Origin of the sequence: Lachnoanaerobaculum sanguinis, assembly GCF_033242365.1 — a bacterium.
Lineage (GTDB): Bacteria > Bacillota > Clostridia > Lachnospirales > Lachnospiraceae > Lachnoanaerobaculum > Lachnoanaerobaculum sanguinis.
Map to the genome: position 1 here is coordinate 76,953 of NZ_BTHK01000002.1, position 17,722 is coordinate 94,674.

A 17,722-nucleotide genomic window follows, 5' to 3' on the forward strand; every position below is an offset into this window, starting at 1 on the left:
GAGGTCGTTTATGGCTATATTTGAAGGAGCAGGTGTTGCACTTATTACACCTATGAATGAAGACGGTAGTGTAAATTATAATAAATTGGAGGAAATACTTGAGGAGCAGATAGCAGGCGGTACGGACTGTATTATTGCATGCGGTACAACAGGTGAAGCTTCAACTCTTACAGTAGAAGAACATTTAGACGTTATAAAGAGAACGATTGAAATAGTAAATAAGAGAATACCGGTAATTGCAGGGACAGGTTCAAATTCTACAGAAACTGCTGTGGAGTTTTCAAAAGAAGCACAGGAATACGGTGCTGACGGTGTGCTTGTGGTTTCACCTTATTACAATAAAGCTACACAAAAAGGACTTATACAGCATTTCAGTGCAATAGCAAATGCAATAGATATTCCTGTTGTGCTTTACAATATTCCGGGAAGAACAGGAGTAAATATCGAGCCTGAGACTATTGCATACCTGGTAAATAATGTACCTAATATAGTCGGTGTAAAAGAGGCAAGCGGAAACTTCTCAAATGCAATAAAGACTTTGAGACTCTGCCCTGAGATAGATATGTATTCAGGAAATGACGATCAGGTTGTTCCGCTTATGAGTATCGGAGCAAAAGGAGTTATATCAGTTTTATCAAATGTAGCTCCAAGACAGACACATGATATGTGTCAGGCCGCACTTGACGGTGATTTTGTAAAGGCAAGAAAGATGCAGATAGAGGCTCTTGATGTTGTAGAGAATTTGTTTACAGAGGTAAATCCTATACCTGTAAAGGCTGCAATGAACTTACAGGGAAAGAATGTAGGACCGCTTAGACTTCCTCTTACACAGATGGAAAAGGCACATGAGGATGCTTTGGCTAATGCTATGAAGGAGTACGGTATATTATAATGACTAAAATAATATTAAACGGTGCAAACGGAGCTATGGGCAAGGTGGTCAGCGAGCTTATAGCTTTGGACCCTACTGTTGAAATAGTTGCGGGAGTTGACTTAAATACAGATGTGGACTTAGGATTTCCTGTATTTGATGATATAAGAAAGATAGATATAGAGGCGGATGCCGTAATTGACTTTGCTTCAGTGAAGGCTGTGGATAATCTTCTGGATTTTATTGAAGAAAAAAAGATACCTGCCGTTATTTGTACCACAGGCCTAAGCGAGGAACAAATCGGAAGAATCAATGAACTTTCAAAAAACACGGCGATACTTCGTTCAGCAAATATGTCCTTGGGCATAAATACATTATCAAAAGTTTTGGCACAGATAGCTCCCACACTTAGAGCTGCAGGCTTTGATATAGAGATAGTGGAAGCACATCACAGAAGAAAGCTTGATGCACCGAGCGGTACGGCTATTTTACTTGCGGATGCGGTAAATGAAAATATGGATGAGAAGCTTACTTATACCTATGACAGAAGCAAAAGACATGAGCCTAGAAGAGCTGATGAGATAGGGCTTTCTGCTGTAAGAGGCGGTACAATAGTCGGAGATCATGATGTGATCTTTGCAGGTGAAGATGAGGTCATAACATTCAGTCACAGGGCATATTCCAGAAAGATTTTTGCAAACGGTGCGATATCGGCAGCAAAATTTTTACAGGGTAAGACTGCAGGATTATATGATATGAGTGATGTAATCTAAATATGAAGATATTGGGGATTATTGCGGAATATAATCCTTTTCACAACGGACATGAGTATCAAATAAAGAAAGCAAAAGAAATTTCAGGTGCCGATTATATAATTGCAATTATGAGCGGAAATTATGTACAAAGAGGAGCACCGGCTATATTTGATAAAAGTATAAGAACGAAGATGGCGTTAAATGCCGGAATTGATGCGGTTTTTGAAATTCCGGCTCTGTTTAGCGGTGCAAGTGCAAATGATTTTGCGGGATACGGAATAAGTCTTTTAAAAATACTTGGCGTGGACTTTATATCATTCGGTGCAGAAAATGATAATTATAAACTTCTTGATACTGTAGCAAAAGTTTTAACTGATAAAGAGCAGGAGCTTGCTGTAAAAAAACATATGGCAGAGGGGCTAAACTATGCCAAAGCAAGGCATAATGCGATAATAGAGGCATTGAAAGAACGGGAGAGAGAAGATATTACTGAGATAGAGAATATACTTTCTTCTCCCAATAATATACTTGCAATCGAGTATTTAAAAAGTATAAGACTAATTAATGCTGATATTCATCCTGTTATAATAAGTAGAAGTGGAAGCGGATACCATGAAAAGGAAATAGAGGAAAGCAAGTTTTCATCGGCTACAGCCATCAGGAAGCTTGTCAGTGAATCAAACTCGGATATATTTATGGAAAGCATAAAAACTGCCATACCAGATGTAAATATAGATTTATTTAGAAAAAGTAATCCTGTGTTTGATGATGATTTTTTATTTACTGTACAAAGAAGCATATTGGAAAAGCTAGGTAAGGGTGATGACCTTTCAGAGTATTGCGATGTTTCAAAAGAACTTGCCAATACTATTGAGAAAAATATATTTGAACTTGAAAATAAAAATTACGGTGATTTTATTTTGAAGCTTAAAAGTAAGAACTTCACATACACCCGAATAAGCAGAGCAATTTTTCATCTGCTTTTAAATCATAAAAAGAAATTATTGGAAGAGATAAAGGCGGAAAAAAATATGGCTGCCTATCCGATGCTTTCAGGTTTCAGAAAGGATGCAGGCGATCTGCTTTCGGAACTGAAAAAAAGAAGTGCGCTTCCGATTATCAGTAAGGTAAGTAATGCAGGTGATATATTAAGTCCTGCTAGTCTTAAAATATTTGAAAATAATATCTACGCCGATTTTTTATACAATTCAATTTATTTTGAAAAATACGGTGAAAAGCTTTGTAATCCGTACAGAAGGAATGTGGTTATGGTATAATTTCACCTTGCCAAATCTTTTCCCGGATGTTAAAGTATCTTTTAGTAAAACAGACGGTCGCACAAGTGTGAGGAAAGTCCGGGCTTTATAGGGCAGGATGCCGGATAACATCCGGTGGAGGCGACTCCAAGGAAAGTGCAACAGAAAATAACCGCCGAAAGGTAAGGGTGAAAAGGTAGTGTAAGAGACTACCGCTCGTATGGTAACATATGGGGACAGTGTAAACCCCATCCAAAGCAAGACCGAAGCGAATAGGGCGGCCCGTCCGAAATTCAGGTAGGTTGCTAGAGCCTTGTGGTAACATAAGGACCAGATAGATGACCGTTTAATACATAACCCGGCTTATGTTTTGCTCAGGCTCCCGAAAGGGAGCCTGTTTTTATACTATGAGTGTGTAATATATTTTTTCAAAATTCATTGAAATTTAACATATAAAGGTATATGATTGTATTATCATATATTCATAGAGGAGTCTTTTCTTGTAGGTATTTTTATTGGTGCCGTTTTATATGGCGAATTTTTATAAGAAAAGAATGGAGGGTAACTATGGAAAGAGTGATTGATGTTGCACGATATATTTGTGATGAATATCAAAAAATGTCAGGGGAAGCAATTGATGAGATAAAATTGCATAAACTGCTTTACTTTTCACAGCGAGAAAGCTTTGCAGTAACAGGTAAGCCACTATTTGCTGATGAATTTGAAGGATGGCGTTACGGTCCTGTTTGTGTTGCAGTCAGAAAAAGCTTTTGTCAAGGAGAAATTATCTCTAAGGAAATAGAAAAAATATCTGATGAAGCAGTATATATTGTTTCTAATGTAATAGCACAATACGGAGAACTGGCATCATGGAAACTTAGCAAACTTTCACATGATGAGATTTCATGGAAAAATGCACGCAAAGGCTTGAGTGTTTGTGAGAATGGAGATAATAAATTATCTTTGGAAGATATCGAAGAGGATGCAAAAAAGGTTAGACCATATGACTATATATGGGATATGTATCTGGATGAATTCGAAGATTACGAGGATTTATGATGATAGGAAAAGTCTATAAATCCATTGTTCCTTATTATGATAGAGTTAATCGTAAACAAAGTTTTAAAAGCAGACCATGTTTAATAATAGGTCAGGCGGATGTAGGTGACTATGTAGTTTTGCCTATATCGTCAATTTCTGACAAAAGTAAGGTGAATCCGATTTATGACATAAGTCTTGATTGTTCCGTTTTTACATTTTTACACAAAAATTCTTATTTGAGAACACATAAACAAACTGTAGTAAATATATCATTACTTAAAGATCAGTTAGTAGATTTTAAATCAGTATATGAAGAAACATTTTTAGAAAGTATCATTAAAGTTGAGGAGTTTCAGAAGAAAATGACCTCTGATGCTTTATAAAACAGCTTCATATTAAATGCCGAGGGTAGGTTGATTTTCAACCTGCCTTTTTTTGTATAAAGATTTACTCTATCTTAACCTAATACATGGTAGAATATGGGAAAGCTTAAACGTAGGAGAGTAAGATGAAATATTTCGAGAATAAGTACACGAGATTTCAAGAGAGAAAAAAGAATATAATACAGGCATTGGCGACACTGGCAACAAATGCAAACTTAAAAGGATTTTTTGAAGGCAGAATATACACCGGAAATACCAAAGTTGCATGTGTGCCGGGGCTTAATTGCTATTCATGTCCGGGGGCGGTAGGCTCATGCCCCATAGGTTCATTACAGGCCGTAATAGGCAGTAAGAAATTCAGCATATCATACTATGTATTCGGAATAATGATACTGATAGGAGCATTACTCGGAAGACTGGTATGCGGACTTTTATGTCCTTTCGGATTTGTACAGGATCTTTTATATAAGATACCGACACCTAAGTTTAAAATACCTGAAAAGATAGACAGACCGCTCAGATACTTAAAATATGCAATATTACTTGTATTTGTAATACTTCTGCCGATGTTTTTGACAAATCAATTCGGACTTGGAGCACCTTATTTTTGTAAGCTTATCTGTCCGGCAGGAACATTAGGCGGAGCACTGCCTTTACTTGCAACAAATGAAGGACTTAGAAGTACTATCGGATTTTTATTTTTCTGGAAACTCAGCATTTTAATAGTAATAGTGGCATTATCAATATTTACATACAGACCGTTTTGCAAATATATATGTCCGCTTGGAGCATTCTACTCATTCTTTAACAAAATAGGATTTTATAAGATGGAGTTTGTTCCGGACAAATGTGTAAATTGCGGACTTTGTGAAAAGTCATGTAAGATGGATATAAATGTCAGAGCAAATCCGAACTCATTGGAATGTATCAGATGCGGAGCCTGTACAGCGGCCTGCAGACATGACGCACTTGTAATGACATATGCCGGATTAGGAAAGAAGAAAGAAGACAAGCCTGTAGCGACAAAGGCTTGCAGTGGAAATTGCAGAGGATGTGCCCATGTGGAATAGGCTCTCTATAAGAGTAAAACTGACTCTGGTTACAGGTGCCGTGCTTTGCATAATATCTTTGATATCCTATCTTATAAATATAGGCAATGCCTCCACAATATTCATATTGCCGGATAACGCCAATATAACAGAGGCTACAGGAGAGAACTTCTTTCAGATAGATATGAATGTGGCACAGGAGACATTCAGGATAAACTGCTTTTATATTACGGTATTCTGCTCGGTTGTAGGTACAGCACTTATGTGGTATGTCAGCGGAAAAGTCTTAAAGCCTTTGAATACATTTGCGGATACTATAAAAGATCTTGATATAAATAAAATAAATGAAGAGATAAATGTGGTTAAGACAAAAGACGAAGTAGGAGAATTACAAAACTCCTTCAACTATATGCTTCAAAATATCAAAGAGTCATATATAAGACAAAAAAGTTTTTCACAGAATGCCGCGCATGAACTTAAGACTCCTGTTGCCGCAATAAAGACAAACTTGGAAGTTTTGAGTATGGACGATGAACCGGGAGTTGAGGACTATAAAGACTTTGTAAACGTAGTGGACAGACAGGTGGAAATGATGAGTTCAATAGTACAGGGACTCAGACTTTTAAGCAGCGGTGAAGAGCTTAATCTTGAGAAAGTATGCCTTCAAACAATTGTTGATGAGGTAATATCGGATTTAAGAAATGATTTGGAAAGTAAAATGCAAAAGATAAGTATAGATTTTGATAATAAAAAATTTATCGTATCTGCAGACAGAGTACTTTTAAAACAGGCAATCTTTAATCTTATGCACAATGCAATAAGATATTCAAATAAAGAGGCAAGCATTGAAATCAGGCTTAAAGATAATATATTAAGTATAAAAAATTACGGAGTCGGAATACCTAAAGAAGATTTGGAAAAAATATTTGATGCATTTTATTGTGTAGACAAATCCAGATCGAAAAAATACGGCGGAAGCGGCCTTGGACTTGCAATAACCAAGGAAATAATGAATAAGCACAAGTTCAATATAAGCGCAAACAGTATGAAAAATGATTTTGTAGAACTTTTAATAGATTTCAAAGGAGAAAATAAATGAAAGAACTGATAAAAAAAGCTGAAAAAAGCAGAATACTTCCATTTGCGGCTCTCGGAATAGGAGCAATAATGGTGGTAGCCGGTGTTATAAGAGATGAGCATCTTGTAGTGTTAAAAAAGGCGGTCAATATATGCCTTGAATGTATCGGTATAGGATAATAGCGATATTACATCGTTAAAATAAATTTAAGGAGAAAGATATGAAAAAGAATTTGAAAAAACTTATGATAGCAGCTGCGGCGGTATCGGTTTTGATGGGTTGTGCAAACAATGCAAAAACAAATGAGACTAAAGAAACAGTTGCGGAAAGTGTGGATGCAAAAGAAGCCGGTATGAGTATTGAAGCAAACACGGATATGCCGACAGATATGCCTTATTTGCCAGGAGCAGAAAACGGAAAGATAAACAGGAAGTTCCGGATGAAGTTGACCTTTTACTTGATAATTCGGGAATAAAATTTGTAGATATATCTACAGGACTTGTAAGTGATGCACCGAAGGAAGGCGATACTATTTATGCATGGGTGGCGCCTGAGTATATGATGAGTTTGCCACCACAGGTAAATTCATATGTGGTACTGACCAATGTACCTGATAAATTACATATGCCTATGTATACAGACAGTATCGAAGGATATGAGGAGTCTGACGGTAAAGTAAAGCTTAAAGATACTCTAAACAATGCCAAATGGAGTATTGACAATAAAGTAAAACCTGTACTTTCATCAACAGGAGAAGAAGTTGAGTTTTCAGATATCAAAAAAGGTGATAAAGTCCTCGTGTGGTCTGATAACTTCATGCTTACAGGTGATAGTAAAGAAGCACCTGAGATAAATGTAAGCAGAGTGGTAATATTAAGATAGAATACTGGATTTCTTAACCTTAGCTTTACCTAAGTTATGGTATACTACCACAGTATTATAGATAAGGAGTAATTATGAGGAAGAAAATATTGATTTTAGGTATGGCTCTTATGCTGGCAGCAGGAATAAGTGCTTGTAATGCAAGCAGCAAGACTTCATCAAGTGAGGCTACAACTACAGAGTCAAAGCAGGCTGATGCAAAGGCGGAAGATTCCAAACAGGCAGAGTCCGATAAAGAAGATAAGAAGTTCCCTGAGTTCAGTGCAAAGACTGTTTCAGGAGAGGATATCAGCAGTGATGTATTCAAAGAAAGCAAGCTTACAGTTGTAAATGTATGGGGAAGCTGGTGCGGTCCATGTGTTCAGGAGATTCCTGAGTTGCAAAAACTCTACGAAAGCATGAAAGACAAAGATGTAAATGTAATCGGTCTTGCACAGGATGCCGGAACAGATTTGGATGCTGTTAAGGAAATCATTGATAAGAACAAAGTTACATATCAGAACATAGTACCTGAAGGTGCTACCGAGGACTTTGTAATGAGTATTATGGCTTTTCCTACAACATTCTTTGTAGATTCTGACAGAAATATAGTAGGCGTAATACAGGGTAACAGAAATTTGGAGGCATTTACAGCAGCCGTTGAGGGTGTGTTGGAAAAGCTTAAATAATGTAGGGATTAAATATATAGGAAAAACTTAAGGAATGGGCATACTAGTCATTTATAGTATAGCCCATTCCTCTGTTTGTTTTTATAACATCGCTGCCAAGTTTCTTTCTAATAGCCGCTATATGCACCTTTATAACACCGGAGGCGTCATTTGCATTCATATCTACATTGTGTTCAAGCAGTTCGTCAGTAGAAACTAAAGTATCCTTATGCAGACAAAGATACTCAAAAATAGCGTATTCCTTCGGAGTAAGAGCAATATTCTCACCGTCCTTTTGAACCTGCTTCTTATTTACAAACAGTGTAATACCGTGAGAGTCAAGCTTTATACAGTCATTGTTTGCGCTGTATGAAGTACGAAGCAATGCTCTTATCCTTGCCTCCAGCTCTTTAAAGTGGAAGGGCTTTACCATATAGTCGTTTGCACCGAGGTCAAGTCCCAGAACCTTATCATTTAAAGTATCCCTTGCAGATAAAATAATGACCTTACAGTCAGGATTATCCTCTCTTATAACCTTTAAAACCTCAAGACCGTCAAGCTTAGGCATATTCAAATCAAGAACTATCAAATCGTACTCGGATTCAAAATATAGACTCAGAGCCTCTTCGCCGTCCATAGCCGTATCCACATAATAGTTAAGTTTACGAAGTCCCTTTGCAAGTCCGTTTAAAATATCCTCTTCATCTTCACATATTAAAAGTCGCATATAATCTCCCCGAAATATTGATAAGTATAAAGATACAATGAAATTACACGAATGGCAATATAGAAAAAGTGAATAAATACACAAATTTTATGAATGAAAAGAATCAAAACATTCATTTATAGAATAAAAACACTGCTGTTTATTAATGGAAGAACGTCTATTGAAAAGCAGACTGAAAGTAGAGAACAAAATTTTAACAAAGTTGACAAAATTCTTAATATGTCTTTAAGTAATCTTAATTTTTTCGTTGAATAAATAATATTCGGTTGTATAATAGTATAAAGAAAAAGTTCTTTTTAAAAGAAAATAAACATATATGAAAGGAAATAACCGATTGATTGACATTCATGCCCACATAGTTTTCGGTGTGGATGACGGAGCAAGAAATCCTGACGAGTCTCTTAAACTTATAGATATGGCAGTTAGTCAAGGTATAGAGAAAATAATAGCAACGCCACATAACATGCCGAACCTAAGACCCGAGGAGATAGTTGAAAAAATAAATGTATTAAACACAAAACTGAAAGAAGAAAATATCAAATGTGATATTTATACAGGTGAGGAGATATTCTATTCAAAAGACACTATAGAGTCATTGAAAAAGAAAAAGTATCTGACACTGGCAGACAGCAATTATGTTCTGGTGGAATTTGATCCCGGAGTAAGTTTCAATTACTTGAAGATGGCAACAAGAGATATAATCTTTGGCGGCTTTATTCCGGTATTTGCTCATGTTGAGCGGTATTCATGTTTAAGAAAGAATAAGAGACTTGAAGAAATAAAAACCTTAGGTGCATTGTTTCAAATGAACTACAGCAGTTTGAACGGTGGAATTTTCAATATGAATACACTTTGGTGTAAGAAGAAGATAAAGGAAGGTAATATTTCCTTTATGGCTACAGATATGCATAGAATTGACTTAAGGAAACCTGAAATCACAAAAGCATTATCATGGATTTCAAAGAATGCGGAAAAGTATTTGATAGAAATGACATATGAAAATGCAAACGTAATATTACAGAAATAGAATGGAGTAGATAAATGGGGGACAGAATGATAAACGAAGAGACGGAAATAGATCTTCTTGAACTTATTTTTGTCTTAAAAGAAAAGTGGTGGATGATTTTAGCGGCAGGAGTACTGGGGTTTGTATTGGCGGCAGCTTTCAGCGTATTTTTTATTACTCCGCAGTATCAATCCACATCTCAGATGTATGTTTTATCAAAAGAGACTACGCTGAACTCGTTGGCAGATCTTCAAATAGGAAGTCAGCTGACAAAAGATTATAAGGTGATGATTCAGAGCAGGCCTGTACTTGAGGAAGTTATAGAAAAGCTTGGACTTAATATAAATTACAAGCAACTCAGAAAAAAGCTGAAAGTGGATAATCCTTTGGATACAAGAATCCTTTCACTTACAGTAACAGATCCGGATCCTGAAAATGCAAAAGAAATCGTAAATCAAATAGCGGTTTCTTCTTCAAAATATATAGGTGATTTGATGGAGGTGGTACCGCCAAAGATTATAGAGTTTGGAATAGCACCGGAAGAAAAATCAGGACCAAGTATAAAGAAAAATGCCTTGATGGGGGCAATTTTAGGAATATTCCTTATTTCAGGAATCATCATAGCAATAGAACTTTTAGATGACAGTGTAAAGAGTGAAGAAGATCTTGAAAAAAATCTAAAACTCACTATACTTGCAAGCTTACCGGAATATAAAAAGAATAAATAACTTGAGAGGAGGAGACATGGAAATATTATTCAATTTGGATGGAATGGAAAAAGGCTTTTTGTATGAAGAGTCTATGCGAATGCTAAGAACCAATCTTCAATTCTCAGGTGCAAATATCAAGGTTGTACTTTTTACGAGCTCAATACAGGCGGAAGGAAAGTCTGAGACAAGCTTTCAGCTTGCAATGAGTCTTGCACAGATAGATAAAAAGATTTTGTATATTGATGCGGATATGAGAAAGTCAGTACTTACCACAAGGTATCAGATAAAAGAAAGTGTTGAAGGACTGAGTCAGTTTTTAAGCGGAATGAATACCGAGGACATAATATACACAACAAATATACGAAACCTTGATGTTGTATTTGCAGGGCCGTATGCACCGAATCCCGCAGAACTTTTGTATGAGTCAAGACTTGATGAATTCATAAAAGCACAGAGAGAAGTTTATGACTATATCATAATAGATACGCCGCCACTTACAAATATAGTGGATGCGGCGATTATCGGAAGATGTGTTGACGGTGCGGTGATAGTGGTAAAGAGTTCCACAGTCAGTCAAAGGATGGTAAAGAAAGTAAAAGATCAGCTCGAGAAGGTAAATTGCAGAATACTTGGAGCAGTGTTAAACGGGCTTGAGATGAAAAAGAGCAGCTATCACTATAAATACTACGGAGATTACTATAGTTATAAAAAATGAGAACACATATAAAGAAAAAAATAGTTGGACTTTTTGTGTTGCTGATACTCGCAATATTAATTATAGCTATAAATATTTGGCAAAATAACAAAGATAAGGCGATAGCCACTACATTAATGCATAAGGCGGATGTATATGACACAGGCAATCATTTGAATTGGAAGGGGAAAAATTACAGAAGAAAAAGTTATGTAAAGGCTATACTTGCACTTGGAATAGACTCAAATGTAGACATGTATTATATACAGGATGCCGGCTCGGGTGGACAGGCAGACGGCATAGGTCTTATTGCCTGGGATACAAACAGCAATAAATTAAATATGATAATCATACCGAGAGATACTATGACAGATATACCTGTTACAGATGTGAATGGAGATATTATAGGAAAGACCCTACAACATATCACAATGGCATATGCATTTGGAGACGGGAATGAAATAAGCTCAGAGTTTATGAAAGAATCTGTAAGCAATCTTTTCGGAGGATTATATATAGATCAATACTTTGCTATGAATACAGTTGCAATTGAGACAATCAATGATGCAATAGGAGGAGTGGATGTGGTAATACCTTATGAAGGTATGGAAGCGGCCGATCCTTCTTTTGTAAAAGGAGCAAAGGTTAATCTAAAAGGGGATTTGGCTGAAAAATTTTTGAGATATAGAGATACAAACAAGAATTTTTCAGCAATGAAGAGAACAGAGGCACATAAAGTATATCTGGAAGCATATCAAAATAAACTCAAAAAATTTAAGGGAGATTCACTTATTGAAAATATATTGAGAGATATCGATCCATATTTTTATACAGACATGCAAAAAGATATGATTTTAAAACTTGGTGCCTGCGCCATGACAGATGATGACTTCAATGAAGACAGAATTTATGTACCGGAAGGCGAAAACAAAAAAACGGAGCTTTATGATGAGTTTTATATAGACCATGATAAGGCAATGGATAAAATTATTGAATTGTTTTATACAGAAGAATAAAGCAAAAATAAAGAAAGGGATAGAGATATGAAGAAAAAAGGTATAGCAGTGTTAGCATGCATATTGGCTGTTTCAATGGCAGGAGGTGCATTCGGTGCTTCCAGTATACAAGGTGGAAGCGGTTCAAGCTCAGGTAGCCACAGAAGAGGTGGTGGCGGAGGCGGCGGAGGCGGCGGTAGCCACAGAAGAGGCGGCGGAGGAAGTTCCGGCGGAAGCGGAGGCGGAGGCGGTAGCGTTCGCAGAGGAGTATCAGGTTCGCATTCAAGTGCCGGTACAAGTACTCAAACAAACAATCAGACAAATACTCAAGGTTCAGCAACAAATACACAGGTAGCATCTACTGCAATTCGTTTTGTAGCCGCACTTGAGAACGGTCATGCGACAACTCCTATGGCAGGAAGTGAAACCACAGGACTTCCTGAAAAGACAGTTGCAAGCATCAACAGCTTAAATCAAGGCGGAAATATAAATGATGCAACTACTTTAAAAGATTATGCTGAATATAAAGCAATGGATAAGACTCTGGCAATACTTACCACAGATGCAAGCGGAAAGATTGCAGATGTTCAGACAAAAGTAACTATATATGTACCCAACATAGTGGAGGGTAAGGATATAAAGGTACTTGCCTATGCCAATATTACAGGTACATGGTCACCTGTACAGGTAATAGGAATAAATTATCAGGCAAAGACTATAGATGTTTTGCTGAACGGCTCATCAACAGTTTGCGTGATTTACAAATAAAAAATTTTAAAATTGAGGCAATGGGGAAAAATGCAAGAACATGACGTTAAACTAAAATACTTACATGGTGCGGCTGTAATGCTGGCTATCTATGATATGATTGCGGTAAATTTGTCATATCTCATAGGACTATGGCTACGCTTTGATTTACAATTTTCACATATTGAGGGTAAATATATATTGGCGTGGTCAAAATTTGTTCCGATATATACCCTCATAACCTTGATAACTTTTATTGCTTTGAAGCTATACAGAAGCATTTGGCAGTTTGCAAGCTATACAGAATTAAAACATGTAATGTATGCAAGTATTATAACAGGATTTTTGCATACTTTACTTATTACACTGATGTTTGAAAGAATGCCGATAGCTTATTATCTGTTTGGAATATTGATACAGTTTTTGGCAGTTCTTGGAAGTCGCTTTTCCTATAGATTTGTGCTTTTACTGCGTTCAGACAGAGAAAATGTCAGAAAATCACAAAAAGATATGTCAAGAGTGATGATAGTAGGTGCGGGAAATGCGGGAAGATTGCTTTTAAGAGATATCAAAAGATCGGTTGACTATAATGACAGTGTGATTTGCTTTATAGATGATGACAAGTCAAAATGGGGAAGAACGGTTGACAATATACCGATAGTAGGCGGAAGAAGCCGAATACTTGACAATGTAGTGCATTACAGAATAGATAAAATATACGTGGCAATACCCGGAAGCAGTCCTGAGGAACTCAGTAAGATATTAAATATCTGCAAGGAATCAGGCTGTATACTTAAAAATCTACCCGGAATGTGTCAGCTTGCAAACGGTAAAGTTGCCGTTAAAGATCTAAAGGACGTTAACATTGAAGACTTACTTGGCAGAGCGCCTATAAAAGTGGATCTTGATGAGATATTCAACTATCTAAACGGTAAGACTATCTTGGTAACAGGTGGAGGCGGTTCAATAGGAAGTGAGCTTTGCAGGCAGATTGCGGCACACTCACCAAAGCATCTTATAATATTTGATATCTATGAGAACAATGCCTATGAGATTGAGCAGGAACTGTTGATGAACTATCCGAAGCTGAATCTCGATACAATAATAGGATCTGTGAGAGATTTAAAGAAGCTTGAACAGGTATTTGCAACATTCAAACCTGATGTGGTATACCATGCGGCTGCACACAAGCATGTTCCGCTTATGGAAGACAGCCCTTGTGAGGCTATAAAAAACAATGTAATGGGAACATACAATACTGCACTTGCGGCATTACATTACGGATGTAAAAGATTTGTACTTATCTCAACAGATAAGGCGGTAAATCCCACAAATGTAATGGGAGCCAGCAAAAGAATGTGTGAAATGATTATCCAGACATTTGCAAGGAAAGTAAAGGAAGGAAGAGCAAGCGAGCTTAGACCTATACAGGTGCAAAAGGATAACAGAATCATCGGTATGGAAGAGTACTACAGTGCTGTAGAAAATCCAACTACAGAGTTTGCAGCTGTCAGATTCGGAAATGTGCTTGGAAGCAACGGTTCCGTAATACCTAAGTTTAAAAAGCAGATAGAAGCCGGAGGACCTGTCACAGTCACACATCCCGATATTATCAGATATTTTATGACAATCTCGGAGGCGGTATCTTTGGTACTGCAGGCAGGTAACTATGCAAAGGGTGGTGAGATATTTGTACTTGATATGGGTACACCGATAAAGATAGACACGATGGCAAGAAATCTTATAAGACTCTCAGGACTGCGCCCCGATATAGATATCAAGATAGAATACTCAGGACTTCGCCCGGGTGAGAAACTCTTTGAAGAGAGACTTATGTCAGAGGAAGGACTTGAGACTACACCGAATAAACTGATAAGTATAGGTAAGCCGCTTGACTTTAATGAAGATAAGTTTTTAAGACAGCTTAAGTTATTATCCGTATATATGGGAGAGAATAACGGAAATATCCGTGAACATATAAAGGAGATAGTGACAACATATCATACAGCGCATGTTGACAGTATAAATAGTGAATTATTTGATAATAAAAATGAAATTGCAAACGGATTACATCATGAAGACTTACCACAGGCGGCAAATTGATTTTATCAACTTAAAAAGCTTACAGGAGCAGTCTTGTAGGCTTTTTTGATTGGATATAGAAAAGGAAAATAACTATGAAAATCTCATTCTCACCACCGGATATAACTGATGAAGAGATAAAAGAAGTATCGGAAGCATTAAAATCCGGCTGGATAACGACAGGACCAAAGACAAAGGAATTAGAAAGACAAGTAGCAACATTTTGTGATACAAAGCGTGCTGTATGTTTGAACTCACAGACAGCATGTGCAGAGATGACATTACGTTTGCTTGGAATAGATAAAGATGACGAAGTAATAACAAGTGCGTATACATACACAGCAAGCGCCTCGGTTGTATGCCATGTAGGTGCAAAGTTGGTACTTATCGATACACAAAAAGATTCTTTGGAAATGGATTATTCAGACCTTGAAAATGCTATAAATGAAAATACTAAAGTGATAATACCGGTGGATATTGCAGGTATTCCATGTGACTATGAAAAAATATTTGATATTGTGGAACGAAAAAAACATCTTTTCAGACCGGAAAATGAGATTCAAAAAGCCATAGGAAGAGTAATAGTGATGGCAGATACAGCACATTCATTTGGTGCAACTTATAAAGGAAAGCATACAGGCTGTATTGCCGATTTCTCATGCTTCAGCTTTCACGCTGTAAAGAATTTTACGACTGCAGAAGGTGGCGCGGTAACTTGGAGAGATATAATAGGCATAGATAACGAAGATATTTATAAACAATATCAATTGTTGTCACTACATGGTCAGTCAAAAGATGCACTTGCTAAAACGCAACTCGGAGCATGGGAGTACGATATCATAGGACCATGGCATAAATGCAATATGACAGATGTGGCTGCCGGAATGGGACTGGCACAAATGAAAAGATATGAAGGGCTGTTAGACAGACGAAGAGAGATAATTAAAAAATATGATATTTCATTTAAACAACTTGGTATAAATGTCTTAGAACACTATACAGATGAATACAACTCTTCGGGACATTTGTACATAACAAGAATACCGGGTATAACATTAGAAGAAAGAAATGAAATTATAATAAAAATGGCCGAATCAGGTATAGCTTGCAATGTACATTACAAACCTTTACCAATGATGACCGCTTATAAGGATATAGGATTTTCCATAGAGAATTATCCAAATGCCTATAACCAATTTGCAAATGAAATCACATTGCCGTTACATACAAAGTTGACAGATGAAGAAGTTCAGTATGTGATAGAGCAGTACAGCAGAATTGTAAGAGATTATATATAATATTACTTTGGAGAGATATATGTTGAGAGAATGGGATAAGTTACCTAGATATATGAGGACAAAAGAAGTCCGACCGTATTATGAAAAGCTTAAGAATAAAAAAGCCGGTTTGATTGTGAAAAGAAGCTTTGATATTATCGTATCTGCATTAATGATTTTATTACTTATACCTATTTTTATCATTATATCATTTGCAATATTGAGAGATTCTAAAGGTGGTATATTCTATTGTCAGGAGAGAATAACTCAGTATGGGAAAAAGTTTAAAATTATTAAATTTAGAACTATGGTTAAAGATGCTGATAAGAAAGGTAGTGGTGTAACTGTATCAAATGACAGCAGGGTTACTAAAGTAGGAAGTAAGCTAAGAAAATATCGCTTGGATGAGTTGCCACAGCTTATAAACATACTTTTGGGTGATATGACATTTGTCGGAACAAGACCGGAAAGTACATATTATGTTACAAAGTATTCAAAAGAAATGTTTGCAACACTTTTACTTCCTGCAGGAGTGACATCAGAAGCTTGTATAAAATATAAGGATGAAGCAGAATTACTTGATAAGGCTGATGATGTAGATAGAGTTTATATTGACAAAATACTTCCGGAGAAGATGAAATATAATTTGAGAAGTATTAGAAAATTTTCATGGTTAAGAGATATTTATACAATGTTTAGAACTGCATTTGTTGTTTTTAGAAAGAATAATAATTATGGAAAATAGAAAAATGATAGATGGACTTGTTTCTATTATTATGCCTTCATGGAATACAGAAAAATTTATTGCAGAATCAATTAAGTCTGTTATTGATCAGACTTATAAAAATTGGGAGCTTATTATTGTTGATGATTGCTCTACAGATAATACGGATGAAGTAGTAAACTCATTTAACGATAGCAGAATAAAGTATTTTCACAATAAAAAAAATTCCGGTGCTGCTTTAACACGTAACAAAGCATTAAGAGAAGCAAGAGGAGAATGGATTGCATTTCTTGATTCGGATGATTTATGGATGCCTAAAAAATTGGAACATCAAATTAATTTTATGAAAAAGAATAGATATAATTTATCATATACAGAATATGAAAAAATAGATGAAGATTCTAAGCCGTTAAATATTTATGTTTCAGGTCCGGAAAAAGTAAATAAAAATAAGATGTATAATTATGATTACATCGGACAGCTTACTATGATGTACAGTGCGAAATATTTTGGAATGATTCAGATAAAAGATATTAAAAAGAATAATGATTATGCCATTCGCCTAAAATTATTTAAAAAGAAAAAAACATGTGCTTATCTATTGAAGGAAAACTTGGCAAAATACAGAGTCAGAAAAGTAAGTATAAGCCATGATAAATTTAGAAGGAAATTTAAAAGTCATTATGATCTATTCCATATGTGTGATGATAAGCCGGCGGTAATCGCAATGTGGTATGCATGTTGGAATATGTTTTTTGGGATATTCAAAAAGATAGTTTACGAAAAAAGAAGGTGATA

21 protein-coding genes and 1 other RNA gene are annotated in these 17,722 nt (G+C 36.1%); 21 read left to right on the plus strand and 1 reads right to left on the minus strand.

All coding sequences use genetic code 11. The features are described 5' to 3' along the window. Positions 1-10 precede the first annotated feature (10 nt). The 12 genes from dapA to SBH76_RS01670 all read left to right on the plus strand — a co-directional run bounded on the left by dapA (position 11) and on the right by SBH76_RS01670 (position 7,983). Positions 11-892, plus strand: coding sequence for a 4-hydroxy-tetrahydrodipicolinate synthase (dapA, locus tag SBH76_RS01615; protein WP_317976549.1), 882 nt, complete (start codon positions 11-13; stop codon positions 890-892). After that, complete coding sequence (dapB, locus tag SBH76_RS01620) at positions 892-1,644, plus strand: 4-hydroxy-tetrahydrodipicolinate reductase (protein WP_317976550.1); 753 nt, start codon at positions 892-894, stop codon at positions 1,642-1,644. The genes dapA and dapB overlap by 1 nt, the downstream gene beginning before the upstream one ends. 2 nt (positions 1,645-1,646) lie before the next feature. Next, the gene (locus SBH76_RS01625; RefSeq protein ID WP_317976551.1) at positions 1,647-2,903 is read left to right on the plus strand and encodes a tRNA(Met) cytidine acetate ligase; all 1,257 of its coding nucleotides are present in this window, start codon (positions 1,647-1,649) and stop codon (positions 2,901-2,903) included. Positions 2,904-2,944: 41 nt separating this feature from the next. Further along, an RNA gene (gene rnpB, locus SBH76_RS01630) (RNase P RNA component class A) lies at positions 2,945-3,263 on the plus strand. Between the two features lie 186 nt (positions 3,264-3,449). Then, entirely contained in the window at positions 3,450-3,941 is a 492-nt protein-coding gene (locus SBH76_RS01635; protein ID WP_317976552.1) for a Panacea domain-containing protein, read from the plus strand. After that, entirely contained in the window at positions 3,938-4,306 is a 369-nt protein-coding gene (locus tag SBH76_RS01640) for a hypothetical protein (protein WP_317976553.1), read from the plus strand. Before SBH76_RS01635 ends, SBH76_RS01640 begins: the two co-directional genes overlap by 4 nt. A gap of 125 nt (positions 4,307-4,431) precedes the next feature. Further along, positions 4,432-5,376, plus strand: a complete 945-nt coding sequence (locus tag SBH76_RS01645; protein WP_315085593.1) for a 4Fe-4S binding protein — start codon at positions 4,432-4,434, stop codon at positions 5,374-5,376. Next, positions 5,366-6,454: a sensor histidine kinase gene (locus tag SBH76_RS01650; protein WP_317976554.1), complete on the plus strand. Its 1,089-nt coding sequence runs from the start codon at positions 5,366-5,368 to the stop codon at positions 6,452-6,454. Before SBH76_RS01645 ends, SBH76_RS01650 begins: the two co-directional genes overlap by 11 nt. Next, positions 6,451-6,612: a CD1871A family CXXC motif-containing protein gene (locus tag SBH76_RS01655; RefSeq protein WP_009664104.1), complete on the plus strand. Its 162-nt coding sequence runs from the start codon at positions 6,451-6,453 to the stop codon at positions 6,610-6,612. Before SBH76_RS01650 ends, SBH76_RS01655 begins: the two co-directional genes overlap by 4 nt. 41 nt (positions 6,613-6,653) lie before the next feature. Beyond that, positions 6,654-6,908, plus strand: a complete 255-nt coding sequence (locus tag SBH76_RS01660) for a hypothetical protein (RefSeq protein WP_317976555.1) — start codon at positions 6,654-6,656, stop codon at positions 6,906-6,908. A 68-nt stretch (positions 6,909-6,976) separates the two neighbouring features. Continuing rightward, on the plus strand, positions 6,977-7,315 hold the full coding sequence (locus tag SBH76_RS01665; protein ID WP_317976556.1) for a hypothetical protein: 339 nt from the start codon (positions 6,977-6,979) through the stop codon (positions 7,313-7,315). Positions 7,316-7,389: 74 nt separating this feature from the next. Continuing rightward, positions 7,390-7,983, plus strand: a complete 594-nt coding sequence (locus tag SBH76_RS01670; protein WP_317976557.1) for a TlpA family protein disulfide reductase — start codon at positions 7,390-7,392, stop codon at positions 7,981-7,983. Positions 7,984-8,026: 43 nt separating this feature from the next. On the opposite strand, the gene SBH76_RS01675 is transcribed toward SBH76_RS01670, so the two are convergent. After that, complete coding sequence (locus SBH76_RS01675; protein WP_317976558.1) at positions 8,027-8,689, minus strand: response regulator transcription factor; 663 nt, start codon at positions 8,687-8,689, stop codon at positions 8,027-8,029. A 316-nt stretch (positions 8,690-9,005) separates the two neighbouring features. Between SBH76_RS01675 and SBH76_RS01680 the strand changes: the two genes are divergently transcribed. The 9 genes from SBH76_RS01680 to SBH76_RS01720 all read left to right on the plus strand — a co-directional run bounded on the left by SBH76_RS01680 (position 9,006) and on the right by SBH76_RS01720 (position 17,720). Then, positions 9,006-9,716, plus strand: a complete 711-nt coding sequence (locus SBH76_RS01680) for a CpsB/CapC family capsule biosynthesis tyrosine phosphatase (RefSeq protein ID WP_317976559.1) — start codon at positions 9,006-9,008, stop codon at positions 9,714-9,716. Positions 9,717-9,742: 26 nt separating this feature from the next. Then, entirely contained in the window at positions 9,743-10,423 is a 681-nt protein-coding gene (locus SBH76_RS01685) for a YveK family protein (protein ID WP_331609283.1), read from the plus strand. A gap of 16 nt (positions 10,424-10,439) precedes the next feature. Then, a complete protein-coding gene (locus tag SBH76_RS01690) occupies positions 10,440-11,120 on the plus strand; it encodes a CpsD/CapB family tyrosine-protein kinase (RefSeq protein WP_317976560.1) in 681 nt (226 codons plus the stop codon). After that, positions 11,117-12,115, plus strand: a complete 999-nt coding sequence (locus SBH76_RS01695) for an LCP family protein (protein WP_317976561.1) — start codon at positions 11,117-11,119, stop codon at positions 12,113-12,115. Before SBH76_RS01690 ends, SBH76_RS01695 begins: the two co-directional genes overlap by 4 nt. 27 nt (positions 12,116-12,142) lie before the next feature. Further along, the gene (locus SBH76_RS01700) at positions 12,143-12,862 is read left to right on the plus strand and encodes a preprotein translocase (RefSeq protein WP_317976562.1); all 720 of its coding nucleotides are present in this window, start codon (positions 12,143-12,145) and stop codon (positions 12,860-12,862) included. A 30-nt stretch (positions 12,863-12,892) separates the two neighbouring features. Next, the gene (locus SBH76_RS01705) at positions 12,893-14,944 is read left to right on the plus strand and encodes a polysaccharide biosynthesis protein (RefSeq protein ID WP_317976563.1); all 2,052 of its coding nucleotides are present in this window, start codon (positions 12,893-12,895) and stop codon (positions 14,942-14,944) included. Between the two features lie 74 nt (positions 14,945-15,018). After that, on the plus strand, positions 15,019-16,221 hold the full coding sequence (locus SBH76_RS01710) for a DegT/DnrJ/EryC1/StrS family aminotransferase (protein ID WP_317976564.1): 1,203 nt from the start codon (positions 15,019-15,021) through the stop codon (positions 16,219-16,221). A 19-nt stretch (positions 16,222-16,240) separates the two neighbouring features. Beyond that, the gene (locus SBH76_RS01715; protein ID WP_317976565.1) at positions 16,241-16,945 is read left to right on the plus strand and encodes a sugar transferase; all 705 of its coding nucleotides are present in this window, start codon (positions 16,241-16,243) and stop codon (positions 16,943-16,945) included. Next, positions 16,935-17,720 carry a glycosyltransferase family 2 protein gene (locus SBH76_RS01720; protein WP_317976566.1) on the plus strand — a complete coding sequence of 262 codons (786 nt, stop codon included), beginning with the start codon at positions 16,935-16,937 and terminating at the stop codon, positions 17,718-17,720. The genes SBH76_RS01715 and SBH76_RS01720 overlap by 11 nt, the downstream gene beginning before the upstream one ends. The last annotated feature ends 2 nt before the right edge of the window (positions 17,721-17,722 follow it).